Below are 23,874 nucleotides of genomic sequence, written 5' to 3'. Positions count from 1 at the left end.
ATGACTGACTATACGGTAAAAACGCGTAAAATAGCTGATTTTTCACAGAACCCGAAAGAGCCAACTTCGCTTCTTTCATCAGCGGGAATGAGGTTCGGGTTTGATAATTGTAGTGCCTATTTATGTTGCTTCTATTGGATGGGGTCAGTCTTCGTTACGGGACCCAGGTACTGGCAGATAATGTCAGCGCAAAAGTTGAGCGTGGAGATCGTATATGCCTGGTGGGGCGGAATGGGGAGGGAAAATCCAGCCTGTTGCGCCTTATTGCCGGGCAAATTGACGCAGATAGCGGCGAGATTGTTCGTGCCAGCGGTATGGTTCAGGCGGTATTGGAGCAGGAATTGCCCGCCGATTGTACCGACTCTGTCTACGCATATGTGGCGAAGGGGTTGGGTGACATCGGCGCTGTTTTGTCGGCGTACCGGGAGTCCCCAACAGCGGATCTTCAGGCCAGAATCGAATTGGCTCACGGTTGGGAATTGTTGCCAAAAGTAGACAGTGTTTTGGATCGTTTGGGGCTCAATGCGGACGAAAGAGTTGCCGACCTCTCCGGTGGTTGGCAGCGTCGTGCGGCTCTGGCTCGTGCACTGGTGGTGGAGCCGGATCTGCTGATTCTCGATGAACCCACCAACCACTTGGATATTACTGCGGTAGAGTGGCTGGAGAATTTCCTTGCCAGCTATCGCGGCGCCCTTTTGTTTGTGAGTCATGATCGTGCTCTGGCGCAACGCCTGGCCACCAGTGTCTGGGACCTGGATCGCGGATACTTGCGGACCTTTCGCTGTAAATTTGATCGTTACCAGGAAGAAAAGGAGAAGCTTCTCGAAGAAGAGGCAAAAAATGAGGCCCTGTTTGATAAGAAGTTGGCGCAGGAGGAAACCTGGATTCGCCAGGGGATCAAGGCGCGCCGGACTCGCAATGAAGGGCGGGTAAGAGCGCTTCAAGCGCTGCGGCGCCAGAGGGAGGCGCGCCGGACCCAGCAGGGGATTGCCAAGATGGCCCTGGATAGTGGTGAGATGTCCGGCAAGCTGGTCGCTGAGTTGAAGGGGGTCACTTTCGCCTATCCCGATGAACAGCCGCTGATTAGAGATTTGTCATTCACGCTGATGCGCGGAGATCGGGTCGGTTTAATCGGCCCCAACGGTGTCGGTAAAAGCACTTTGATCAAGTTGCTGCTGGGAGAGTTAAAGTCCCAGGAGGGAAATGTTCGCCTGGGGACCAAGCAGCAAGTGGCTTATTTCGATCAGCGCCGGGACCAGCTGAATCCCGATTTAACCGTGCTCGATAATGTCGCTGAAGGTCGCGACTCCGTGACTATTGGCGGAAAGAGTCGCCATGTAATGTCTTATCTGGCAGATTTTCTTTTTAGTGGCGTCAAAGCTCGCACAAAGGTCAGTGCCTTGAGTGGTGGAGAGAGAAATCGCGCCTTGCTGGCAAAATTGTTTAGCCAGCCCGCCAATATTTTAGTGCTCGATGAACCCACCAATGATCTGGATGTAGAAACTCTGGAACTGCTTGAGCAGTTACTGCTCGACTTCGGCGGCACTGTTTTGCTGGTGAGTCACGACCGCGCCTTCCTGGATAATGTGGTGGGATCATGTCTCGCATTTGAAGGTGATGGTCGCATTCGCGAATACGTTGGTGGCTATGGTGATTTTGTACGCCAAGGGGGCAGCTTTGTTGCAGAGCTGAAAGAAGCAAAGCCTGCGGCCAGTAAACCGAAAGAGAAGCTTCAGGAGGAGGCTCCGGCGAAGAAAAAGAAACTGAGCTATAAGCTGCAGAGAGAGCTGGATAGCCTTCCCATCTTAATTGAGACTCTGGAAGAAGAGATTGGGGATATAGAGCAAGAGGTTGCTGACCCCGGTTTTTATCAGCAGGAACAGCAGCTGGTGCAGTCCAAACTGAATACCCTTACGGAAAAACAAGCTCAGCTTGAAGAGGCATTTGAGCGCTGGTCAGAACTGGAGGGAGGTGACGAGTAAGAGACTGGGGGAAGTTGCAATTAACGCCTCTTCCCCTCTATCTCAGCCGGGTTATTCGTCGTCCATATGCACTCGAATTGCCAGAACATCGCATTTGGCTCCATGGAGGACGCCATTTGCGGTAGAGCCGAGTAGTAGCGCCAGGCCGTGTCGACCGTGGCTGCCGATAATTATCAGATCTGCCTCAATATCTTTGGCCATTCGGTGAATCTCAGTAGATGGCTGGCCGAGGATTACATGCTGGCGATCGGAGGGGATATTTAGCTGGTCGGCTGCTCTCTGAAGTTGTTCCTTGGCCTGGGACTGCAGCTGCTCCTGTACCTCGGAAAGGTCCATCGGGATATCGCCGCCGTAGGCAAAAGTCAGGGGCTCAATGGCATGCAGTAAGCTCAACTCCGCACCAAACGCCTCGGCCATTTCTGCAGCTCTTTCGAGCACCTGGGAAGACTCTTTTGAGAGGTCCAAGCCCACGAGGATGTGTTGGTATTTCGCCATAGTTAACCTGCTCCTATCCCTTTTATTGAATGTGAAAAACACCCTTGTGACACCTATTTTGAGTCTACCGTAAAAAAAACCGATTGACATAGATCACGCGGAACACCGCACAATAGTCACTTTTTTCCACTGATGAGGTGTGGTTATGTCTGATTGGTTGCCGGTGATTATCATCGGGTTTGCCATCGCGCTGGTGTTGGGTCCGGTGATGTGGCTAAAACCCAATGCGCGTGACAGCCGTCTTGCGGACCTGCGCAGTCGGGCGGCCCAGGCTGGCATTACTGTACAAATCCAAGCACTGCCTGCGGCTTTGGGTGATGGTACTGCAGCTGTCTACTATCAACGCTGGCAGAACCGCAAAGATCTGAGAGTAGGCTGGGTTCTGGACAAGCAAAGAATTGACCACGAACTGAATTTTTCTGGTGTTTGGGATTGGGCAGATGGTCAGCCAGCGCCGCAAGAGGCGTGGAAGTATTTGCGCCAGATGTTGGAAACATTGCCGCGGGATGCCTGTGCCATAACTGCAACCCCGGTAGGTCTCGGGATTCAATGGCCGGAGTCCGGTGGTAATCAGGCCTTCCAGAAACTTATGAAGTCACTGGATGAGTACACTCCTTTAATAGAGGAAGCCATTCGAAAAGTCAGCTCCCATCCGGCGAGTGAGGAGCTGTCCTGAGCACTCCAATAGTGGTGTAAAAGAGCGTCTACTAAGTCGCATTTCGGCAGACTGACCAGTGCTAATTTTGATGACTGAGAGTGGAAAATTGTCAGCTTTGCTTGACCGCGCTTGAAGTGAGGCTTATATATTCGCGCAGCACAAGCCCGATAAGAGGGCTTGAAAGACCTGCAACAGTAGTAAATTTTCATTTGAAATCAAAGGCTTATGGGTAAATCACTGGTCATCGTCGAATCACCGGCCAAAGCGAAAACCATCAATAAATATCTCGGCAAGGACTTTGTTGTGAAGTCCAGTGTCGGCCATATTCGCGATTTGCCCACTGGTGGGGGCAATAAACAACCGGTTGACGCAAAAGAGCGCGCGCGTCGTGCGGCGGAAACACGCAAGCTTTCCCCCGAGGCGAAAGAGGCTTACAAGCGGAAGAAAAACCGCGATCAGCTGATTAAACGCATGGGGATCGACCCGGATCACGAGTGGCAGGCCCACTACGAGATTTTGCCGGGTAAAGAGAAAGTGGTGAGCGAATTGCAAAAGCTCGCCGAAGGCGCCGACCATATCTATCTCGCAACGGACTTGGATCGCGAGGGAGAGGCGATTGCCTGGCATTTGCGCGAGGCAATTGGCGGCGATAACGATCGCTATCGCCGTGTGGTGTTTAACGAGATTACTAAGTCTGCGATTCAGGAGGCCTTTAAAGATCCCGGCCGATTGAATATTAATCGCGTAAACGCCCAGCAAGCGCGCCGCTTCCTCGATCGGATCGTGGGCTACATGGTATCCCCGCTCCTGTGGGAGAAAGTTGCCAGGGGCTTGTCAGCGGGGCGTGTACAGTCCGTCGCGGTTCGCCTAGTGGTTGAGCGGGAGCGGGAAATTCGCGCGTTTATCCCGGAAGAGTACTGGACTCTGTTTGCCGATACTGCGACGGCAAAGGCTGCCAAGCTGCGCCTCGAGGTGAAGAAGCAGGCTGGTGAGGCCTTCCGTCCTACCAACGAAGAGCTGGCGATGAGTGCTGCCAAGCAGCTTCAGTCCAGTGAGTTTGTTGTTTCCGCCCGTGACGACAAGCCAACCAGCTCCAAACCCAGCGCACCATTTATTACCTCCACCCTGCAGCAGGCGGCCAGTAATCGTCTCGGCTTCAGTGTGAAGAAAACCATGACCCTGGCCCAGCGTTTATATGAAGCTGGCCATATCACCTATATGCGTACCGACTCTACCAACCTCAGTAAAGAGGCTGTGGAATCGGTGCGGGACTATATCGCCGAGAATTACGGCGATAAGTATTTGCCGGAAAGCCCTAATAGCTATAGCAGCAAAGAGGGTGCTCAAGAAGCGCACGAAGCTATCCGCCCGTCCGATGTGCGTATCGCCCCGAATATGTTGTCCGGTGTTGAGCGGGACGCAGAGAGATTGTACAACCTGATTTGGCAGCAATTCGTCGCCTGCCAGATGACCCCCGCCCAGTTCACTTCTTCTTCCATTGTGGTCAGCGCCGGTGACTTTGAGCTGCGTGCGCGGGGCCGTGTGATTCGCTTCGATGGCTTTCTGAAAGTAGCGCCACCCAGCGGTAAGAAAGATGAAGACCTGGTGCTTCCAGATGTGAAGGTTGGCGACAAGCTGTCCCTACAGCAACTTGACCCCAAACAGCACTTTACCAAGCCGCCGGCGCGGTTTAGTGAAGCGGCTCTGGTTAAGGAATTGGAGAAGCGCGGCATCGGTCGCCCATCCACCTACGCTTCCATTATTTCCACGATTCAGGATCGTGGTTATGTGCGGCTGGAGAACCGCCGTTTTTATGCAGAGAAAATGGGAGATATTGTTACCGACCGCCTCAGTGAAAGCTTCAAGAACCTGATGGATTACGGATTTACCGCAAACCTGGAGGAATCCCTGGATGCGGTTGCCGACGGTGATAAAGGTTGGAAGCAACTGCTCGATGAGTTTTACCTGGACTTTTCCGGGCGCCTGGAAAAAGCGCAATCTGCTGACGCGGGAATGCGTCGCAATACGCCGACAGATACCGATATCGAGTGCACCAAGTGTGGCCGCCACATGCAGATCCGCACCGGCTCCACTGGGGTATTCCTGGGTTGTTCCGGATACGCGCTGCCGCCTAAAGAGCGCTGTACCAATACCATGAATCTGGTTTCAGGCGATGAAGCGGTCGATGCGGATAAAGATGAGGAAGCTGAATCCAGATTGCTGCGGGAGAAGCGCCGCTGCGGCAAGTGCGGCACAGCCATGGATAGCTACCTGCTGGATGAACAGCGCAAATTGCATATTTGTGGCAATAACCCGGATTGCAACGGCTACGAGATAGAGCAGGGCACTTTTAAAATCAAAGGCTATGACGGCCCTATCATCGAGTGCGATAAGTGTGGCAGTGATATGCAGTTGAAGTCGGGCCGCTTCGGCAAGTACTTTGGTTGTACTAACGAAGACTGTAAAAACACCCGTAAGTTATTGAAAAATGGGCAGCCGGCGCCACCAAAAATGGATCCGGTTCCCATGCCTGAACTGGCATGTATCAAAGTGGAGGATCACTATATCCTGCGCGATGGTGCCTCTGGCCTATTCCTGGCTGCCAGTCAGTTCCCGAAAAACCGTGAGACTCGTGCTCCCTTGGTCAAAGAATTGCTTCCTCATCAGAGCGAGATAGATCCAAAGTACAGCTTCCTGTTTTCTGCACCGACACAGGATGACAGCGGGCGGGATACCGTGGTTCGTTTCAGTCGCAAAACTCAGGAGCAATATGTTCAGTCTGAGGAAGAGGGCAAGGCTACTGGTTGGCGTGCTTTTTATCGCGATGGTGGTTGGAAAGTAGAGGCTTCTACCAAGAGCACTGCCGCCAAGCGCAAGAAGCCTGCGGCTAAAAAAACGGCGGCAAAGAAGTAGATAATGACTAACCCTTATACGATTCATGTCACTTCGGCTCTGCGCAAGAGCCAGCTGTTGCTGCAGCAGCCATGGGATATGCCCCTTCAGCGCGATGCGCTGGAGGAGGCTGCCTTGATGCAGCTGTGCAAAGCCTACCGGGCCTTTCTTGCGGAACAGGCGACTCAGCTTCAGCTCGAATTTGAGCCGGAGTCCCCGCAGTTAATTATTGATGCGCTAAGGGGGCAGGGAAGGGCCAGCGCGGAGGCTAATGAGTTATCTGGCTTGGTTAGCGACCCACAAAGCTGGCTGTTTCATATGCTCCACGCCTGGAAAGAACAGCAGAAAATATCTGTGGTTGCGGGTGATAAAAAACAGCAGGCAAATTTAATCCCGTTGTACAGTGATGTTGCCAAGCCGGAATTTGCACCCTTGTCCAAAGAGCTGCTGTTCGAATGGCATCGCTGCTTGAACGAGTTGGTGGTGAGGCAGCGCGCTCATTTGGATGAGTGCTGAAGAACCCCCCATAAAACGAGCGAATGAAACTTTTCGCGAGCCTGTGGTACACTGGGCGCAAACTGTTGTGCCGTGAAGGAAAAGCGAATGTCCTCCGAAACTTTTGAAATTATCGAGCTGGCTAATGGCGATGTAGCCTTGCGTCGTGCTGGCCATAAGGAGGACCCTTTGGTGAGCATTTCTTTTTCTGCAGAAAGTCTTCAGTTTCTGCGAAAGAATAAGGTTGCTGTGGCCCGAGCCATGTTGGAAGCGGGTATTGAAGCTGTACAAAATCTGGACGATCTTGAAGCAGGTTACTTCGAAGAAGAAGACGAGTTGATGCCGGTAAATCATACTATCCACTAATACCAGCATTACCACGGGTTTTAATAACAGCGGCCAATGGCCGCTGTTATTGTTTTGAGGATATGCTCAAGGTGTCTGGCGGATCACCCCTACCGCCAATCCCTCAATAACAAAGTTCTTATCTCTCATATCGACTTGAATTAATTCAAAGTCATCATTTTCAGGAAGCAGCTGAACGGTTGCCTGGTTCCCTTTGCGACGAAAGCGTTTCACGGTGACTTCGTCATCGATACGGGCAACTACGATTTGGCCGTTACGCACCTGTTCGGTCTTTTGTACCGCCAGTAAATCTCCGTCGAGAATACCTGCATCTCGCATACTCATGCCGTGCACTCTAAGCAAGTAGTCTGCGGGTGGATGGAAGAAGCTCGCGGGCAAGTCGCAATAATCTTCAATATGTTCATTGGCGAGGATCGGGTTCCCCGCAGCAACCCTTCCTACAATTGGCAGGCCGGATTGGTGATCGGGTATTCGTATGCCTCGGGAGGCGCCGGCAACCATCTCAATGGCGCCTTTTCTGGCGAGCGCTTTCAGGTGTTCCTCGGCGGCATTGGGCGAGCGGAAGCCGAGCTCCTGGGCAATTTCTGCCCGTGTTGGTGGGTAGCCTGTTTCATCCAGGTAGGACTTGATCAGGTCGAGAACCTGGGACTGACGAGCGGTGAGATTGGTCATAGATTTACCTAGTTTTCTGTATTTATATACAGTTGCTGGAATTATATACAGATTTATTGTTCGTGCAATCCTCAGGTTTTAGCCTTTGTGAGCTGCTACATTGAGGGAGAAAGTAAGGAGACAAGAAAACGTTGAAGGAACTGACAATGAGGGAAAAATAATGTTGGATGCAAAAATGCAGGAAGCCTGGAGAGTGCTTCGTATTCAGTCTGAACTGGTTGATGGAATTGAGCGACTGATAGCCTTGGGTGGCGCTGTGACAGTATTTGGAGGGGCTAGGTTCACAGAAGACAGCGCCGAGTATAAGCAGGGCGTTAAACTGGGGGAGCTTCTTGCAGCGGAAGGTATTCCCGTGATCACCGGTGGTGGGCCGGGACTGATGGAGGCCTGTAACCGAGGGGCCTTTGGGCAGCCGGGCACATCGATTGGATTAAATATAGAGCTGCCTTTTGAGCAGGCGGCAAATCCATATCAGGATATCAGTTTGAATTTCCGTTACTTTTTTGTGCGGAAATTTATGTTTGTAAAACACGCGCTCGGATTCGTCGGGCTTCCCGGGGGATATGGCACCCTGGATGAGCTGTTTGAAGCGCTTACCCTGGTGCAAACACAGAAAGTGCGGCGTTTTCCTATTGTGCTGGTGGGTAAGCACTACTGGAGCGGGCTTTACGATTGGTTGGTGAATACCGTTTTGGAACGCGACTGTATCGATGCCGGCGATCTCGATCTCTTTCATGTTGTTGATAGTGTAGATGAGGCTGCGGCTTTGATAATGAAATATATGCAGGTGAAAGATTAATTGCTCCAGGAGAAAATTAAAGTACTAAAGATTTTTTCAGAATGATGCTTGTTTGCGCCGCTTTCACTGCAGAGGGTTGAGACGGCTGGTGGGAGTAGGATGCCTGTCTAAGTTGGCGGGAGATCAATTCCCTGGGTACTGATCTTACCGCCACTCATACTTTTCCCTGTTATTTTTGCTCTTGAGTCTCGTCTGTTGGACTCTTGCCGAGCTGACTCTGCGACGGTGAGAATGTGCTACTCTGGCGTCGATTAAACGTATGTTTTAAATGGTAGTTTGAGACTTATGAGCCAAGCAGATACGGTCAGCCGGATACTCGACGCAGCGGAAGTGCTGTTTGCTGAACGGGGTTTTACTGAGACCTCATTGAGAACAATCACCAGCACAGCCGGCGTCAATCTGGCAGCGGTTAACTATCACTTCGGTTCTAAAAAGGAATTGATACAGGCGGTATTTGAGCGCTTTTTAACACCTTTTACCTGTGCGTTGGAAGCAGAGCTTGATCGTCGCCTTGCCCTGGGGCAGCCCTTGGGGGTGGAGGAGCTGATTGAATGTCTCTATCGGGTTGGGCTCGGAAGCCTGGGGCTGGAGGGGAAGGATCCGCAGCGATTTATGCGCCTCTTGGGGTTAGCATATACCCAGTTTCAAGGGCACCTGCGCCGATTCATCGTATCCCGATATGGCGATACCTATCGCCGATTTGCCGGACTACTGGCCGAAGCTCTGCCGGGCTTAGACCCGGAAACTTTCTACTGGCGCCTTTATTTTATGCTGGGTGCGACCATTTTTACACTGTCGAGCCACGATGCCATTGAGGCTATCCTGCAGGAAGATTTTGGCGCCGACAGTACGCTCAGCCAGACCCTTGAGCGATTGGTGCCGGCGGCTTCAGCCATGCTGAAGGTGGAAAATCATTGAGTGTGCTCATAAAGCGATAAGGAATTTTATATGTCTCTACCACTCGGACCCGTAATGGTGGATATCGAGGGGCTTGAACTTACCGATGAAGACTGCGAGCTGCTCAGGCACCCGCTGGTGGGAGGGCTTATCTTCTTTGCCCGCAACTACCGTGACCGCCAGCAGCTCATTCAACTGGTGAAGTCGATCCGTGCTGTGCGCCCGGAAATCCTGTTGGCTGCGGATCAGGAGGGTGGCAGGGTTCAGCGGTTTCGCGATGATTTTACGCGGATACCATCCATGCAGGCCCTAGGCTCTGTGGCCAGTGGTGAGCAATTGCAGGATGTGGGCTGGCTGCTGGCGTCGGAGTTGCTTGCAGTGGGGGTGGACTTTAGTTTTGCCCCGGTTCTGGATGCGGATGACAGTCACAGCCGGGTGATTGGTGATCGTAGTTTTAGCCCCGATCCGGCCAGGTTAACCGCTCTGGCCCGCCCGTTTATTCAGGGGATGCGCGAAGCAGGGATGGCTACTACTGGCAAGCACTTTCCAGGTCATGGCCATGTACTGGAAGACAGCCATGTTGAGTTGCCAGAGGATAAGCGCTCTTTAGAGCAGGTTTTGGAAACTGATGCACTCCCCTTTATTGACTGCATCGGCACCCAGGAACTGACTGCTGTGATGCCGGCTCATATTCGGTTCGTCAATATCGATAGCCAACCGGTCGGTTTTTCCCGCTATTGGTTGCAGGATGTATTGCGGCGACAACTGGGGTTTGCCGGGGTGATTTTCAGCGATGATCTGTCGATGGAAGGGGCAGGGGCGGCCGGAGGTTATGGCGATAGGATTCGCGCCGCTCTGGAGGCCGGTTGCGATATGGGCATCGTATGTAACAATCGGATAGGCACATTTGAGGCTCTGGCGGCACTGGATACCTTTGTGCCTAGGCCTGAATCTACTCATCGGTTGTCGGCGATGAGTGGCAGGCCGGTGATTGGCTCCTGGGAGGAACTTGAAAAGAGTGCGCGTTGGCACAGAACCCGGGACTGGTTAGCTTCAATAATGCGCTGAGATAAATTGCTGTAATCCGTTCCCTGTGGCATAGGTGTTTCATGCGGATATTGCGGACTGTTGGTTAAAACGGAGGGGTTCGAGTGGAATCCGTTGAGAGCATGCTGTTGTCCTGGCTCGGTGAGAATCGGGTCTGGATAGTTTCAGTTTTCCTAATCGTGCTTGCCTCTGGCTTGGCAGCCTGGCTTTTTAGCCGGTTTGTGCAGCGAATGGCAGTTCGTGCCGAAAAGACAGTGAACCCCTGGGATGATGCATTAGTGGGAGCGCTCTCCCCCCCGGGGCAGGTTTTAATCTGGTTGCTGGGTTTGACCGTTGCTGCACAGCGTGCCGGGGATGCAACGGGAGCAGAGATATTCTCTTTGGCTGCACCGGCACGGGAAATTGGCCTGATTCTGGTGATGGCGTGGTTCGCCTGGCGGTTCTCCCACAGCGTGGAGCACAACTTGTGTGACCCTCGCTATATGGGCAAGCCGATGGATGCCACGACGGTCAGGGCCATCGGCAAGCTGGTTCGGGCCTCAATTGTGATCACAGCGGGAATCGTGGTCATGCAATTCCTGGGTTATAGCGTCAGCGGTGTTTTGGCGTTTGGTGGTATCGGCGGATTGGCTGTGGGCTTTGCTGCCAAGGATCTGCTGGCAAATTTCTTCGGCGGCCTGATGATCTACCTCGATCGGCCTTTTGCGGTGGGTGATTGGATTCGCTCCCCCGATAAGGAAATTGAAGGGACCGTTGAGGATATCGGTTGGAGGCTGACTAGAATCCGCACTTTTGATATGCGTCCGGTTTATGTCCCCAATGGGATCTTCACCCAAATAGCAGTAGAAAATCCTTCCCGTATGTTAAACCGGAGAATTTTCGAAACTATTGGTATTCGATATGAAGACGCCCATCATATGGCGGCAATAGTGGCAGATGTTAAAAATATGTTACAGGAACATCCTGAAATCGATTCTAATCGTACGCTAATTGTTAATTTTAATAGTTTTGCTTCCTCATCTTTGGACTTCTTTGTATATACCTTTACGCGAACTACTGACTGGGTACGTTATCACGAGGTAAAACAAGATGTTCTGCTAACGATTCTTAAGATAATCGAAGGATATGGAGCATCCTGTGCATTCCCAACTTCAACATTACATATCGCCGATATCCCTTCATTTACGAGAGAGGCCGCGTTAGACAGTTGAGGAATGGGAGTGCAATAAGGTACAAATGATTAGTTTATAATTGAGCGCCTTTGGAGATTTTGACGGTTAATTACGCATATTGGGAAAAACGTAGTATTTATTTCACATAGAAAACTAGACACTGGCGCTGTTTTATCTAAGAATCAGGGTACGTCCTTTGAGTATATGCTCATCGGATTAAGCAAGATAGCATTCTGCATGGAGCAGTTTGTTAACAATGGGGTGGCGTTTGCCCCTCTTGCCGAATTGAGCAGTGAGGTAAAAGAGGTAGGCGCAATAACAATAATGAGGTTTTCTCAATGAGTGATCGCGTTACAGGTACAGTGAAGTGGTTTAATAACGCACGGGGTTATGGCTTCATCACCTGTGGAGAAGGAACTGAAGATATTTTCGTTCACTATCGCAGCATTCGCGGCGAGGGCTACAAAACCCTTAATGAGGGGCAGGCGGTAGAGTTCGAAATGCAACAAGGTGACAAAGGACTGCTGGCGGAAGATGTTGTTCCCTGTGAGTGATTTATAGATCACTCGTTGAAAGAACTGTTGTCGTGTAGGGTCCTGCGGCTCATTGACGCCGGCCCTGTCAGCGCCTCTGAAAAGCGGATCTTTATGATCCGCTTTTTTGTTATCTGCTTTGCAATAGCGGCAGTTTTTTAAAAGCGGGTTTGTGTCCCAGTTGGCGAATTTAGTCATATCCTGCTTTTCCGAAAACTGTGTGTACCTTTCTGATATTTATTGCGCCCAATATTGCTGTGCAATTTGTCGCTTCAATGGTTTTGAGATCGAGTCTTATTGATGGCCTTTTTTCGCTATTGGAGGTTGGCGGTATTTACTTGTTGGGTGGCCGTATTTTAATTGGAGATAAATCAATTAAAAATAGAGTTGGGTGCAGTGTGTTTGCGCGACTGGTGAAATTAATTCGTTTGGGGTTTAAAGGTTTGGGGATTGTTGAAAATAATAATCCCCACAAATTTTGCGGGGACTATTAATGAAAGTTAATTATTTAAATAAATTAACTTTCCGACTGTTTGTCTTTTACTTGGTTGTTCTCAGGCATTTCTATATCTTTTAATCCTTCCTTGGGCTTGGCTACAGTTCGCACTTCAATAAGAATACCGAATGCTGGGTGGTCGATATAATGCAGTTGGCCACTGCGTAAACGTCGCTCGTGTTGCAATCTCGCGACGTGGGCAACATATAAAGGTTCTTCTTTTTTAAATTCTGGCTCGCCCAATGTGAGTGGTTCTTTGGTATTAATTGCGTCTTGACTATTTTCGATATCAAGCCCGCTATTTTGTGGATACGAACTTTCAATATCACTGTAGTTGCCCGTTATAATTTGCAGAGGTTTTTCCACTTTATTTTGCGGACGCTGGGGAAGGAGAATACTTTGCTCCCCGGGCTGTGTGTAAAAGTCATTTAGCCATAGATTAGTACTGATATGTAAATAGCGGGCAACGCTCAGAGTGATAGATCCTTCAAGCTGGCTGTGTCCACTGAGCTGGCTGCCGCCATCAATCAGAATGGCCGGGGAGTTTCTCTTGGTTTTTAAAACCTGTCGCCAGGCCTTGTGAAACAGCACCCTGTCCCCGGCGCGGGTAATTGCCGCAGCTTTGTTGTCCAGTAACCTGGGTACTGGCCTTAATAGTAGGTTTGGTGCGGCGGGTTCAGCAACTTGCAAGGTTTCGCCAGTGCCTTCTCCAAGGTCGGTTGATTCGGGAGCAGATGGGCTGCTCGTTTCATGTGAGGATATGATTTCATCAAGCGATAACACCTCCTCTTCAGCATTTGGGAGTAGGGTGTGCAAAGTTTCAAAGTCGATCCACTGTGATGGATACTGAAGGCGGGGTGTCGTCGGCCAGGTCTCTGCGGTTTTTTCCATTCCCTGAGGGCGCTCGAATACGATCATTTCTATTTCGAAAGTATTGCCAGCGTAGTTGACGGCCTGGGCACTGGTAGCTGCCAGCGTGAGCGCCAGGGTTGAGCAGAGGCTAATTATCCTTTTCATGGGTTTACCACTTAAACAATTCTATTTGGGTGCCAAGGGTGTTATCGCCGATAGGCCGTTCAGCAGGAGTAGGAGACTGATTAGTTTTGTCGTCAACTCCCGCCGCTGCCTGCCGGATGGTATCACTGTGCAAGCTTTTCCAGAACTTCGTTAATTTCCTGGAGCTTGCGGTCAGTACCTTCCTCATCAAGACTGAAATTCAGTTGGTTGGCGCCGGCCAGTTGGTAGCGTCCCGGCTGGGTCTGCACCATCTTAACCAATGTGAGCGGATCTACACGGGTATTCTCCGCAAACTCGATACGCCCTCTCGCAGCTGAGGCCTCTAGTTTACGGATGCCCATGCTTTCAGCCGTCAGCTTTATCTCAGTAGTACGGAAAAGGTGTTTTACCGGCTCCGGTAGCAGGCCGAAGCGGTCGATCATCTCCACCTGAAGCTCCTTCAATTGCTGCTTGTCGGGAGCATTGGCGATGCGCTTGTACATGATCAGGCGGCCGTGGACATCGGGCAGGTAATCTTCGGGAATCAGTGCAGCAACCCGCAGATTGACATCTATCGCTGGGGATTCGAGGGGGTCGTCAATATTTGGTGTCCGGCCCTCACGAATGGCCTTCACCGCTTTGTCGAGCATTTCCATATACAGGTTGAAGCCTACACTCTGGATTTGCCCGCTTTGCTCTTCGCCCAGCAGTTCGCCCGCGCCGCGAATTTCCAGGTCGTGAGTTGCCAGGGTAAAGCCTGCACCTAAGTCCTGGGCCTCGCTAATCGCTTCCAAGCGCTTCACCGCATCACTGGTCATGGAGCGCTTGTTGGGAGTCAGCAGGTAGGCATAGGCCTGGTGGTGCGAGCGACCCACGCGACCGCGTAACTGGTGAAGCTGAGCCAGGCCGAACTTGTCGGCGCGCTCGATCAAAATTGTGTTGGCAGTGGGGACGTCGATACCGGTTTCGATAATGGTGGTACAGACCAGGACATTGAAGCGCTTGTGATAGAAGTCGCTCATCACCTGTTCCAGCTCCCGTTCGCGCATCTGGCCGTGGCCTATGCCGATGCGGGCCTCGGGAATCATCTCCTGTAATTCCCGCGCGATTCGCTCAATGCTTTTGACTTCGTTGTGCAGGAAATACACCTGACCACCGCGCAGGATTTCCCGCAGGATAGCTTCTTTGACCAAGGCTTCATCGCGCTCTCGCACGAAGGTTTTCACAGAGAGACGCCGTGCCGGAGGGGTGGCGATCACCGATAGATCGCGAATACCGGCCATGGCCATATTCAGGGTGCGGGGAATGGGGGTGGCGGTAAGGTTGAGGATATCCACCTCGGAGCGTAGGCTCTTGAGGCGCTCCTTCTGTCGGACGCCAAAGCGGTGTTCTTCGTCGATAATCAGCAGACCGAGATTTTTAAAGTCCAGATCGCTTTGCAGCAGCTTGTGTGTGCCGACCAGGATATCCACCTTGCCGTTGGCCACCTTCTCTTTCACGCTGTCCACTTCCTTGCCGGAGCGGAAGCGGGAGATTACTTCAATATTAATCGGCCAATCGGCAAAGCGATCCTGGAAAGATTGATAGTGTTGCTGTGCCAGCAGGGTAGTCGGCACCAGCATGGCAACCTGCTTGCCCGCATGGGCGGCGACAAAGGCAGCACGCATGGCGACCTCAGTCTTACCGAAGCCCACATCGCCACACACCAGTCTGTCCATGGGCTTGCTTGAGAGCATATCCCCCAAAACTGCCTCAATAGCCTGCTGTTGGTCTGGGGTTTCTTCGAAGGGGAAGCCTGCGGAGAATTCCCGATAGGCCAGTTGCGGATTGTCGAACGCATGGCCAATGCGAGCTTCGCGGCGGGCGTAGATATCCAGTAGCTCTGCGGCGGCATCGCGCACCTTCTCGGCAGCTTTGCGCTTGGCTTTTTGCCACTGCTCGCTACCCATTTTGTGTAGCGGGGCCAGGGCTTCATCGGCACCGGAGTAGCGGCTGATCAGATGCAGGCTGGCAACCGGCACGTAGAGCTTGGCTTCGTCGGCATATTCCAGGGTCAGGAACTCTGCCGGTTGCCCATCAATTTCCAGGTGCTGCAACCCGCGGTAGCGACCCACGCCGTGATCAATATGGACTACGGGGGTGCCGGTACGCAATTCAGCCAGGTTTTTAACTGCATTGTCCGCTTCGTCTTTAGCTTTTTTGCGGCGTCGCTGCTGCAGTACTCTCTCGCCAAATAGCTGTGGTTCCGCAATTAGATTGATCTGTGGGTCCTTTAGCAACAGCCCCTGGTCTATCGGCGCGACGGTAATGCCGATAGAGTCCTCTGCGGCGAGGAAGTCCTGCCAGCTTTTAAAACTGGGTGGGGTAAGGCGGATTCCCTTTAGAAGCTCCAACAGTGCTTCACGCCGCCCGCTACTTTCAGCGCAGAAGAGCAGTCGGCCGGAATATTCCATCAGGTAGCTTTCCAGTGCGGCCAGAGGTTGTTCGGCCTTGCCGTCTACCGGCAGCTTGGGCGGTGCGGCAGTGGCAAAATTAAAATTTCCCTGGGCTTCTGGCAGGCTTTCTGTGGAGAAGATTACCCTGGGCATGGATTTCAGAGCACCATTGAGCTCATCAATTTCCAGTAATATCTGGCGCGGTGGCAATATGGGGCGGGTCAGGTCGCCGCGACGGCTTTCATAGCGGTTGCTGACTTCGCGCCAGAAGTTATCCAGCGGTTGTTGAATATCCCCCTGCAGAAATGCTTGGCTGCCCTCGGGCAGGTAATCGAACAGACTGGAGCAGTTGCCATCGAAAAACAGTGGTAGGTAGTACTCGATACCCGCCGGGGCAATTCCTGCACTGATATCCTGGTAAATTGGTACCTGGCTGGGATCGCTGTCGAATTCGCCGTGCCAGTTTTGCAGGAACCCTGACAGAGCGGCCTTGTGCAAAGGGAATTCCCGCGCAGGTAAAAGGTGTATGGTTTTTACCTTGTCGATAGTGCGCTGGGTTTCCGGGTCAAAGGTGCGCAGGGATTCGATTTCATCGTCGAACAGGTCGATGCGGTAGGGAAGGGGGCTGCCCATTGGGAAAATATCCATCAATGAACCGCGCACGGCGAATTCACCATGCTCGTAGACGGTGTCTACACAGTGGTAGCCGGCCTGCTCCAGCAGTCTCCGCTGGATATCGATATCAAACTGCTGCCCTTCCTCCAATATCAGCGCATTGCCGGCAATATAGTTGCAGGGCGGTAGCCGGTGCATCAGGGTGCTGACTGGGATAATGACGATCCCCGCCCCCATCTTCGGTAGCTGGTAAAGGGTGGCGAGGCGGTCCGAGATAATATCCTGATGGGGTGAGAAGGTATCGTAGGGGAGGATTTCCCAATCGGGAAAATGGAAGATTTCCAGCTCCCTGTTTTCACCCTTATCTCGCCGCGCTTTGTTAAAAAATTTCAATTGCACCTCTAAACGGTGCGCTTCGAGACTGTCCTTTGTGATTAACAGGGTGGGCGCTTTGTTATTGCGTGCCGTATTGAGGATGGCGAGCGCGGCAGCTGCGCCATGCAGTTGTCCCCAAAATTGACGGTCACTGGAGGAGCGAAACTTCGGTGGGGTCAGGGGCTGTATTTCTGTCATCTTTCCTTATATATCCGCGCATTCATTCGAGATGTCTTCGAGGCCGGCTATTGTAGCCGCGAACGGTTTTGGCTGCAGGGAATCTTAACCCTGCCTGTGTTTCCAATCGGGAACAACTACGCTTTTTGGGGATTGCGCACTACTGCCGGGGCGGGCTACAAAAAGGTAGTTTTACTACATTTTTTTGGCTCTTTTTTGCTCAGTTGCGCAGTGTAAAGCGAACACTATAATGCGCAGCCATGCGGTTCTGAGTGGTTTCAGAACTGTATTTCTTGCCTACTAAATACAATGCAGAGGTGTCCGATAGTGACTCAGAAGCGACCGAAGCCCGCGGACTTTTTCAAGGACTGGAAGCAGCGTGAAGCGCTGGCTGAATCCATGATCCCGATGATTGGAAAGCTCAACCGTGAGAGCAACGTCGGTATTTATATGTACGGCCGCAACCTGGTTAATCGCTCAGTTCTGAGCATTATGAAAGCGCACCGTTTCGTGCGTCAGGTTGAGGAAAATGAACTCTCCGAGTTTGAAACTTTCCCTGTGTTGGAAGCCATCTGCAAGATGGAGCTGGGTCCCGTACATATCGACCTGGGAACCATGACTAACAAGTACATGCGCGACGATCGCGGCTTGTCTGTGGACGAGTTTGTACGTGAAGAGCTGTCCGACGCAGCGGGTGCCGGCAAGCCTCTGCCCGAATCCAAAGATGTTGTTATCTACGGTTTTGGTCGTATCGGCCGTCTGGTTGCCCGCCTGTTGATCGACAAGGCCGGTAGTGGTGACGTTCTGCGTCTGCGCGCTATCGTACTGCGCAAGGGCAAGGCGCCCAACGATTTGGTGAAGCGTGCTTCTCTGTTGCGTCGCGACTCCGTACACGGCGCTTTCCAGGGTACTATCCGTGTGGACGAGGAGACTAACTCCCTGATCTGTAACGGTAACGAAATCAAGATCATCTACGCCAACTCCCCGCAGGAAGTGGATTACACCCAGCACGGTATCAACGATGCGATTATCGTTGACAGCACCGGTGTATGGCGTGATGAAGAAGGCCTGAGCCAGCACTTGCAGAGCCCAGGCGCCTCCAAGGTGCTTCTGACGGCTCCGGGCAAGGGCGATATCAAGAATATCGTTTACGGTATCAACAGTAGCGATATTAAGCCGGAAGACAAGGTGCTGTCCGCAGCTTCCTGCACCACTAACGCCATCGTGCCGGTCCTGAAGGCGATGATGGACGGCTACGGTGTTGAGCACGGTCACGTAGAAACTGTACACGCTTACACCAACGACCAGAACCTGATCGACAACTACCACAAAGGTGAACGTCGCGGTCGCGCAGCTGCGCTGAACATGGTTCTAACCGAAACCGGTGCTGCCAAGGCGGTTGCCAAAGCGCTGCCTGAGCTGAAAGGTAAGCTCACCGGCAATGCAATTCGTGTCCCGACTCCAAATGTTTCCATGGCGATCCTGAACCTGAATCTGGGTAAGGAGACCACCAAGGAAGAGCTGAACGAATATATGCGCGATGTGGCGCTGCACTCGCCGCTGCGTCAGCAGATCGATTTCACCAACTCTCCGGAAGTGGTGTCCAGCGATTTTGTTGGCTCTCGTGTTGCCTGCGTATTCGATTCCACTGCGACTATCGTGGATGGTAAAAACGCTGTGCTCTACTGCTGGTACGACAACGAGTTCGGTTATAGCTGCCAGGTAGTTCGCTGCCTGGAAGATATGGCTGGCGTTCGTTACAAGCTGTTCCCGAAAGAGGACTAAGGCGTCACGCTTCCTCACCGCAGTCGGTACCCAGAGCCGACTGCGGGGTTTCGGCGACTGTTCCAGTCGCCGCACCATATCTCCCCAAATCCCTGTTTTTTCAACAGAAATTTCCAATCTTAGTGCTACTTAAAGACTTTCCAGACTGGTAATGACTCTGGCCCATCTTTATAATGCGCGCGATTTTGCGGGGCGGCCGTGCGCCGAGAAGTTAGCGCGCACATCCTTTTTAGTTAGCTTCCTTCCTCCCGGTTCACGGGTGATACGGCATAAGCCCTCGCAGCACGGAATTCCACAATAGGACCCGTCATCCCAGGCATGGGACGGTGGGTCCTATTGCAATTTTTTTAAACTAGAAACTTAGGCATAGGCGTATGAGAAAGATCCGTCGGGGATTGGACTTACCCATATCCGGCGCGCCCGAGCAGGTCATTCAAAAAGGACCTGCGATCAAGACCGTTGCTGTTCTCGGCCCCGATTATCACGGGATGAAGCCGACAATGGCAGTGGCTGTAGGGGATCGCGTCAATCTTGGTCAGCTGTTGTTTAGCGACAAAAAAACTGAAGGCGTGCGCTACACAGCGCCTGCTGCCGGTCGTGTTGTTGCGATTAACCGTGGCGCTCGTCGTGTTCTGCAATCCGTCGTGATTGGCATAGACGGCGATGCAGCGGAACAGTTCCAAAGCTACAGCGCAGATAAACTGTCTGGTCTGACTCGCGAACAGGTCGTTGAAAACCTGGTTGAGTCCGGTATGTGGACCGCACTGCGCACCCGCCCGTTCAGCCGCGTTCCCGCCCTGGATGCTGAGCCGGTAGCGGTGTTTATCAATGCGATGGACACCAACCCTCTGGCAGCCAATCCAGAAGTAGTGATTGCTGAGAATCCCAAAGCCTTCTCTCAGGGCGTTGAGATTCTTTCCAAGCTGGCAGAAACCACTTACGTCTGTACTGCTCCAGATGCGGATATTCCAGTACCGAGCGCAGCGAATATTCGCCGCGAAACCTTTGCCGGTCCCCATCCCGCAGGCCTGTCCGGTACCCACATCCACTACCTGAAGCCAGTTTCTGGCAACCGCAGTGTATTTACCATTAATTACCAGGATGTGATCGCCGTAGGCAAACTGTTTACCACCGGTAAGCTGTTTACCGATCGCGTCGTTTCCCTGGCAGGCCCTCAGGTCAAGCAGCCGCGTCTGCTGCGCACCCGCCTCGGTGCCAGTCTGGAAACCCTGACTTCTAATGAGCTGAAAGGCGATAACGATCGCATCATCTCCGGCTCTGTATTCGGTGGCCGCACCGCGGCTGGCCCGATGGCTTACCTGGGTCGCTACCACAACCAGATTTCTGTACTGGAAGAGGGCGATGAGCGTCCGTTCCTGCACTATCTGCGTGCTGGTAATAAACGTTTCTCTGTATTCCCGATTTACCTGTCGCGCCTGGTGAAGAACAAGCTGTTCAATTTCACCACCAGCACCAACGGTTCTGAGCGTGCCATGGTACCCGTCGGTAGTTATGAGAAAGTCATGCCCCTGGATGTGCTGCCCACTCAGTTACTGCGCTCCCTGATCGTTGGCGATACTGCGATGGCGCAGAAGCTGGGCGCACTGGAGCTGGACGAAGAAGATCTGGCGTTGTGCACCTTTGTGTGTCCGGGCAAGTACGAGTACGGCCCCATTTTGCGGGACAACCTGACCCGTATTGAGAAGGAGGGGTAAGTATGTTGCGTAAATTCCTCGATTCGATCGAACCCAAGTTTCACAAAGGCGGTAAGTTCGAAAAGTTCTACGCCCTGTTTGAAGCGATTGACACCGGTCTGTTCCAGCCGGCAGACAAGACCAAAACCACTGCTCACGTGCGCGACGGTATCGACCTGAAGCGTATTATGATCACCGTTTGGGCTTGTGCCATGATCCCGGCGTTCTACGGTATGTGGAATATCGGTTTCCAGTCCAACACCATTCTGGAAGGTATGACCAACCCGGATCTGTCCGGCTGGCGTCACGCCATTATCGGCGCTCTGACTTCCTACAACCCAGCTAGCCTGTGGGACAACTTTGTCTACGGCGCTATGTACTTCCTGCCTATTTATGCGGTCACTTTTATTGTGGGCGGTATCTGGGAAGTCCTGTTTGCTGCGGTGCGCGGTCACGAAGTCAACGAAGGCTTCTTTGTAACCTCCATCCTGTTCGCCTTGACCTGTCCGCCGGATCTGCCTCTGTGGATGGTGGCTATGGGCATCAGCTTCGGTGTGGTTATCGGTAAGGAAGTATTCGGTGGTACCGGCAAGAACTTCCTCAACCCGGCTCTTACCGGCCGTGCCTTCGTATTCTTTGCCTATCCGGCAGCAATGTCTGGAGATGCGGTTTGGACTGCGGTTGACGGTTATACCGGTGCTACTGCGCTGTCTGTTATGGCCAGCGAAGGTATCCAGAACGGTATCGTCAATGCTGCTGTTGGCCAGGTAACCTGGTTCGACGCTTTCTTCGGTCAGATCCATGGTTCCATTGGTGAAACTTCTACCCTGGCTATCCTGATTGCCGGCGTAATCCTGATGGGCATGAAGATCGCCAGCTGGCGCATCGTAGCCGGCACTCTGCTGGGCATGATGGCCACCTCTTTCATGTTTAACATGATTGGTTCCGAGACCAACCCGATGTTCCAGGTACCCTGGTACTGGCACCTGGTAGTGGGCGGTTTTGCCTTCGGTCTGATCTTTATGACTACGGACCCTGTATCTGCTGCGATGACCAACACCGGTCGCTGGTGGTACGGCATCCTGATCGGGGTGATGGTTGTCCTGATTCGTGTGGTGAACCCGGCCTTCCCGGAAGGCATGATGCTGGCGATCCTGTTCGCCAACCTGTTCGCTCCGCTGTTTGACCACTTTGTGGTGCAGTCCAATATCAAACGGAGGTTGGCACGTGGCTAATAAAGATTCCGTAACCGGTACTCTGATTGTCGCGCTGGTAATGTGCCTGGTGTGCTCCGTAGTGGTATCCACCGCTGCGGTAATGCTGAAGCCTGCCCAGCAGGCGAATGCCGAGCTGGACATGAAGCGCAACGTACTGATGGCTGGCGGCCTGCTGAAAGACTCTCACGCTAATAAAGCGGAAGTCGAAAAGGCCTTCGCCGACGTAAAGATCAAATACGTTGACCTGAATACCGGCAAGTTTACCGATCAGGCTCCGGCTGGTGGCAGTGGTCGCGCTGCTGCCAAGATCCCGTCTGACAGTGAAAAACTGCCGGCTGACGAGGACACTGCCAAAATTATCCGCCGGGAAAATACCAAAGAGGTATACCTGGTAGAGAAAGACGGCAAGCTGGACAAGATCATTCTGCCGATTCGCGGCTATGGCCTGTGGGGCACCCTGTACGGCTTCCTCGCTCTGGAGAGCAACCTCGACACCGTCGCGGGCCTCGGCTTCTACGAGCACAAGGAAACTCCCGGACTGGGTGGCGAAGTGGACAATCCCAACTGGAAAGCCCAGTGGATTGGTAAGCAAGTCTTCAACAAGCAAGGCGACGTGGATATTGCAGTGATCAAAGGCCAGGTTAACCCCAACAGCCCGAATGCGATTCACGAAGTAGATGGCCTGTCTGGTGCAACTCTGACCAGTAAGGGCGTTAGCAACCTGGTGAACTTCTGGTTGGGTAACCAGGGTTATGGTCCCTTCCTGAAAAACCTGAAAGCAGGGGAGGCATAAGCATGAAAATTAAAGATACTCTGCTAGAGCCGATTTTTAACAACAACCCGATCGCGCTGCAGATCCTGGGCATTTGTTCTGCACTGGCTGTTACCAGCTCGCTGCAGGTTACCCTGGTAATGTGTATCGCACTGACCTCGGTTGTGGCCTGTTCCAACGTTGCGGTATCCCTGATCCGCAAGCAGATCCCGAACAGCATTCGTATCATTGTACAGATGACCGTGATTGCCTCTCTGGTAATTCTGGTAGACCAGCTGATCAAGGCCCTGGCTTATGACATCTCCAAGCAGTTGTCTGTATTCGTTGGTCTGATCATTACCAACTGTATCGTAATGGGTCGTGCGGAAGCCTTCGCTATGAAGAACCCGCCGCTGCCCAGCTTCTTTGACGGTCTTGGTAACGGTCTGGGATACAGCGTGATCCTGATCGGCCTGGCGGTGGTACGTGAACTCTTCGGTGCCGGCAAACTGTTCGGTGTAGATATCCTGACTACCGTGAGCAACGGCGGTTGGTATATCCCCAACGGCCTGCTGCTGTTGCCGCCGAGTGCATTCTTCCTGATCGGCCTGTTTATCTGGGCGATCCGTGCCTGGAAACCGGCGCAGGTGGAAGAAGATGAGTTCAAGATTGCGCCTAATTCCGCAGCGCAGGAGGCCTGATCCGTGGAACATTATATTTCTTTGATTATCCGCGCGGTTTTCGTTGAAAACATGGCGCTGGCCTTCTTCCTCGGTATGTGTACCTTCCTGGCGGTATCGAAGAAGATCGAGGCCGCTATTGGCCTGGGTGTTGCGGTTATCGTGGTGCTGACTCTGACAGTGCCGGTGAACAACCTGATCTACACCTACCTGTTGAAAGACGGTGCACTGGCCTGGGCCGGTTACCCCGACGTGGACCTGAGCTTCCTCGGCCTGCTGTCATACATCGGCGTAATTGCGGCACTGGTACAGATCCTGGAGATGTTCCTGGATAAATATGTACCGGCTCTCTACAACGCGCTGGGTGTATTCCTGCCGCTGATTACCGTGAACTGCGCCATCATGGGTGCCTCCTTGTTCATGGTTGAGCGCGAGTACGCGTTTGGCGAGAGTGTTGCCTACGGCTTCGGTGCCGGCCTCGGCTGGGCACTGGCGATTACCGCTCTGGCCGGTATTCGTGAAAAGCTGAAGTACAGTGACGTTCCGGATGGCCTGAAAGGCCTGGGTATCACCTTCGTAACTGTTGGTCTGATGTCCCTGGGCTTCATGTCCTTCGGCGGCATCGATATCTAAGCGGGGAAAACA

Annotated in this window: 20 protein-coding genes; 16 read left to right on the top strand and 4 right to left on the bottom strand. The window is 52.7% G+C overall.

Annotated features, from left to right (window positions below; genetic code table 11):
• The first annotated feature begins 122 nt into the window (after positions 1-122).
• The gene (locus BTJ40_RS13975; protein ID WP_108733670.1) at positions 123-1,982 is read left to right on the top strand and encodes an ATP-binding cassette domain-containing protein; all 1,860 of its coding nucleotides are present in this window, start codon (positions 123-125) and stop codon (positions 1,980-1,982) included.
• Between the two features lie 51 nt (positions 1,983-2,033).
• On the opposite strand, the gene BTJ40_RS13970 is transcribed toward BTJ40_RS13975, so the two are convergent.
• Positions 2,034-2,477, bottom strand: a complete 444-nt coding sequence (locus tag BTJ40_RS13970) for a universal stress protein (RefSeq protein WP_108733669.1) — start codon at positions 2,475-2,477, stop codon at positions 2,034-2,036.
• A gap of 145 nt (positions 2,478-2,622) precedes the next feature.
• Between BTJ40_RS13970 and BTJ40_RS13965 the strand changes: the two genes are divergently transcribed.
• From BTJ40_RS13965 to BTJ40_RS13950, 4 genes are all read left to right on the top strand, one after another.
• Complete coding sequence (locus BTJ40_RS13965) at positions 2,623-3,153, top strand: hypothetical protein (RefSeq protein WP_108733668.1); 531 nt, start codon at positions 2,623-2,625, stop codon at positions 3,151-3,153.
• A 207-nt stretch (positions 3,154-3,360) separates the two neighbouring features.
• The gene (gene topA, locus BTJ40_RS13960; protein WP_108733667.1) at positions 3,361-6,048 is read left to right on the top strand and encodes a type I DNA topoisomerase; all 2,688 of its coding nucleotides are present in this window, start codon (positions 3,361-3,363) and stop codon (positions 6,046-6,048) included.
• A 3-nt stretch (positions 6,049-6,051) separates the two neighbouring features.
• Positions 6,052-6,543 carry a DUF6586 family protein gene (locus BTJ40_RS13955; protein ID WP_108733666.1) on the top strand — a complete coding sequence of 164 codons (492 nt, stop codon included), beginning with the start codon at positions 6,052-6,054 and terminating at the stop codon, positions 6,541-6,543.
• Positions 6,544-6,630: 87 nt separating this feature from the next.
• Positions 6,631-6,888 carry a hypothetical protein gene (locus BTJ40_RS13950; protein WP_108733665.1) on the top strand — a complete coding sequence of 86 codons (258 nt, stop codon included), beginning with the start codon at positions 6,631-6,633 and terminating at the stop codon, positions 6,886-6,888.
• A gap of 66 nt (positions 6,889-6,954) precedes the next feature.
• Here the strand turns inward: BTJ40_RS13950 and lexA are convergent, their stop codons facing one another.
• A complete protein-coding gene (gene lexA, locus BTJ40_RS13945) occupies positions 6,955-7,560 on the bottom strand; it encodes a transcriptional repressor LexA (protein ID WP_108733664.1) in 606 nt (201 codons plus the stop codon).
• Positions 7,561-7,720: 160 nt separating this feature from the next.
• Here lexA and BTJ40_RS13940 point away from each other — a divergent pair, with 160 nt between their 5' ends.
• From BTJ40_RS13940 to BTJ40_RS13920, 5 genes are all read left to right on the top strand, one after another.
• A complete protein-coding gene (locus BTJ40_RS13940; RefSeq protein ID WP_108733663.1) occupies positions 7,721-8,359 on the top strand; it encodes a TIGR00730 family Rossman fold protein in 639 nt (212 codons plus the stop codon).
• A 285-nt stretch (positions 8,360-8,644) separates the two neighbouring features.
• Positions 8,645-9,277 (top strand): TetR/AcrR family transcriptional regulator, encoded by a 633-nt coding sequence (locus tag BTJ40_RS13935; protein ID WP_108733662.1) that lies wholly within the window; start codon positions 8,645-8,647, stop codon positions 9,275-9,277.
• Positions 9,278-9,307: 30 nt separating this feature from the next.
• On the top strand, positions 9,308-10,324 hold the full coding sequence (gene nagZ / locus BTJ40_RS13930) for a beta-N-acetylhexosaminidase (protein ID WP_108733661.1): 1,017 nt from the start codon (positions 9,308-9,310) through the stop codon (positions 10,322-10,324).
• A 101-nt stretch (positions 10,325-10,425) separates the two neighbouring features.
• Positions 10,426-11,514 carry a mechanosensitive ion channel family protein gene (locus tag BTJ40_RS13925; RefSeq protein WP_108735274.1) on the top strand — a complete coding sequence of 363 codons (1,089 nt, stop codon included), beginning with the start codon at positions 10,426-10,428 and terminating at the stop codon, positions 11,512-11,514.
• A 299-nt stretch (positions 11,515-11,813) separates the two neighbouring features.
• Entirely contained in the window at positions 11,814-12,029 is a 216-nt protein-coding gene (locus BTJ40_RS13920) for a cold-shock protein (RefSeq protein ID WP_020413094.1), read from the top strand.
• A 496-nt stretch (positions 12,030-12,525) separates the two neighbouring features.
• Here the strand turns inward: BTJ40_RS13920 and BTJ40_RS13910 are convergent, their stop codons facing one another.
• Both BTJ40_RS13910 and mfd read right to left on the bottom strand, forming a co-directional pair.
• The gene (locus BTJ40_RS13910; RefSeq protein WP_108733659.1) at positions 12,526-13,521 is read right to left on the bottom strand and encodes a CsiV family protein; all 996 of its coding nucleotides are present in this window, start codon (positions 13,519-13,521) and stop codon (positions 12,526-12,528) included.
• A 122-nt stretch (positions 13,522-13,643) separates the two neighbouring features.
• Entirely contained in the window at positions 13,644-17,123 is a 3,480-nt protein-coding gene (gene mfd, locus BTJ40_RS13905) for a transcription-repair coupling factor (protein WP_108733658.1), read from the bottom strand.
• A 288-nt stretch (positions 17,124-17,411) separates the two neighbouring features.
• Between mfd and BTJ40_RS13900 the strand changes: the two genes are divergently transcribed.
• The 6 genes from BTJ40_RS13900 (at position 17,412) to nqrE (ending at position 23,862) form a co-directional block, all read left to right on the top strand.
• Positions 17,412-18,887 (top strand): glyceraldehyde-3-phosphate dehydrogenase, encoded by a 1,476-nt coding sequence (locus BTJ40_RS13900; protein WP_108733657.1) that lies wholly within the window; start codon positions 17,412-17,414, stop codon positions 18,885-18,887.
• A gap of 374 nt (positions 18,888-19,261) precedes the next feature.
• Complete coding sequence (locus tag BTJ40_RS13895) at positions 19,262-20,602, top strand: Na(+)-translocating NADH-quinone reductase subunit A (RefSeq protein WP_108733656.1); 1,341 nt, start codon at positions 19,262-19,264, stop codon at positions 20,600-20,602.
• 2 nt (positions 20,603-20,604) lie between these two features.
• Entirely contained in the window at positions 20,605-21,816 is a 1,212-nt protein-coding gene (locus BTJ40_RS13890; RefSeq protein WP_108733655.1) for an NADH:ubiquinone reductase (Na(+)-transporting) subunit B, read from the top strand.
• The gene (locus tag BTJ40_RS13885; RefSeq protein WP_108733654.1) at positions 21,809-22,591 is read left to right on the top strand and encodes a Na(+)-translocating NADH-quinone reductase subunit C; all 783 of its coding nucleotides are present in this window, start codon (positions 21,809-21,811) and stop codon (positions 22,589-22,591) included. Before BTJ40_RS13890 ends, BTJ40_RS13885 begins: the two co-directional genes overlap by 8 nt.
• A gap of 2 nt (positions 22,592-22,593) precedes the next feature.
• Complete coding sequence (locus BTJ40_RS13880; RefSeq protein WP_108733653.1) at positions 22,594-23,250, top strand: NADH:ubiquinone reductase (Na(+)-transporting) subunit D; 657 nt, start codon at positions 22,594-22,596, stop codon at positions 23,248-23,250.
• Positions 23,251-23,253: 3 nt separating this feature from the next.
• Positions 23,254-23,862: an NADH:ubiquinone reductase (Na(+)-transporting) subunit E gene (nqrE, locus tag BTJ40_RS13875; RefSeq protein WP_020413086.1), complete on the top strand. Its 609-nt coding sequence runs from the start codon at positions 23,254-23,256 to the stop codon at positions 23,860-23,862.
• The last annotated feature ends 12 nt before the right edge of the window (positions 23,863-23,874 follow it).

The sequence above is a fragment of the Microbulbifer sp. A4B17 genome (genome assembly GCF_003076275.1).
Taxonomy (GTDB): Bacteria; Pseudomonadota; Gammaproteobacteria; order Pseudomonadales; family Cellvibrionaceae; genus Microbulbifer.
This window is presented reverse-complemented; position numbering and strand designations above follow the sequence as displayed.

Bases quoted from the DNA above. Each gene is read 5' to 3' on its own strand.
- BTJ40_RS13955 (WP_108733666.1), top strand. From the start codon at position 6,052: ATGACTAACCCTTATACGATTCATGTCACTTCGGCTCTGCGCAAGAGC.
- BTJ40_RS13925 (WP_108735274.1), top strand. From the start codon at position 10,426: ATGCTGTTGTCCTGGCTCGGTGAGAATCGGGTCTGGATAGTTTCAGTT.
- BTJ40_RS13950 (WP_108733665.1), top strand. From the start codon at position 6,631: ATGTCCTCCGAAACTTTTGAAATTATCGAGCTGGCTAATGGCGATGTA.
- BTJ40_RS13940 (WP_108733663.1), top strand. From the start codon at position 7,721: ATGTTGGATGCAAAAATGCAGGAAGCCTGGAGAGTGCTTCGTATTCAG.
- BTJ40_RS13935 (WP_108733662.1), top strand. From the start codon at position 8,645: ATGAGCCAAGCAGATACGGTCAGCCGGATACTCGACGCAGCGGAAGTG.
- topA (WP_108733667.1), top strand. From the start codon at position 3,361: ATGGGTAAATCACTGGTCATCGTCGAATCACCGGCCAAAGCGAAAACC.
- BTJ40_RS13965 (WP_108733668.1), top strand. From the start codon at position 2,623: ATGTCTGATTGGTTGCCGGTGATTATCATCGGGTTTGCCATCGCGCTG.
- BTJ40_RS13895 (WP_108733656.1), top strand. From the start codon at position 19,262: ATGAGAAAGATCCGTCGGGGATTGGACTTACCCATATCCGGCGCGCCC.
- BTJ40_RS13975 (WP_108733670.1), top strand. From the start codon at position 123: ATGTTGCTTCTATTGGATGGGGTCAGTCTTCGTTACGGGACCCAGGTA.
- BTJ40_RS13880 (WP_108733653.1), top strand. From the start codon at position 22,594: ATGAAAATTAAAGATACTCTGCTAGAGCCGATTTTTAACAACAACCCG.
- nagZ (WP_108733661.1), top strand. From the start codon at position 9,308: ATGTCTCTACCACTCGGACCCGTAATGGTGGATATCGAGGGGCTTGAA.
- lexA (WP_108733664.1), bottom strand. From the start codon at position 7,560: ATGACCAATCTCACCGCTCGTCAGTCCCAGGTTCTCGACCTGATCAAG.
- mfd (WP_108733658.1), bottom strand. From the start codon at position 17,123: ATGACAGAAATACAGCCCCTGACCCCACCGAAGTTTCGCTCCTCCAGT.
- BTJ40_RS13890 (WP_108733655.1), top strand. From the start codon at position 20,605: ATGTTGCGTAAATTCCTCGATTCGATCGAACCCAAGTTTCACAAAGGC.
- BTJ40_RS13970 (WP_108733669.1), bottom strand. From the start codon at position 2,477: ATGGCGAAATACCAACACATCCTCGTGGGCTTGGACCTCTCAAAAGAG.
- BTJ40_RS13910 (WP_108733659.1), bottom strand. From the start codon at position 13,521: ATGAAAAGGATAATTAGCCTCTGCTCAACCCTGGCGCTCACGCTGGCA.
- BTJ40_RS13900 (WP_108733657.1), top strand. From the start codon at position 17,412: ATGCAGAGGTGTCCGATAGTGACTCAGAAGCGACCGAAGCCCGCGGAC.
- BTJ40_RS13920 (WP_020413094.1), top strand. From the start codon at position 11,814: ATGAGTGATCGCGTTACAGGTACAGTGAAGTGGTTTAATAACGCACGG.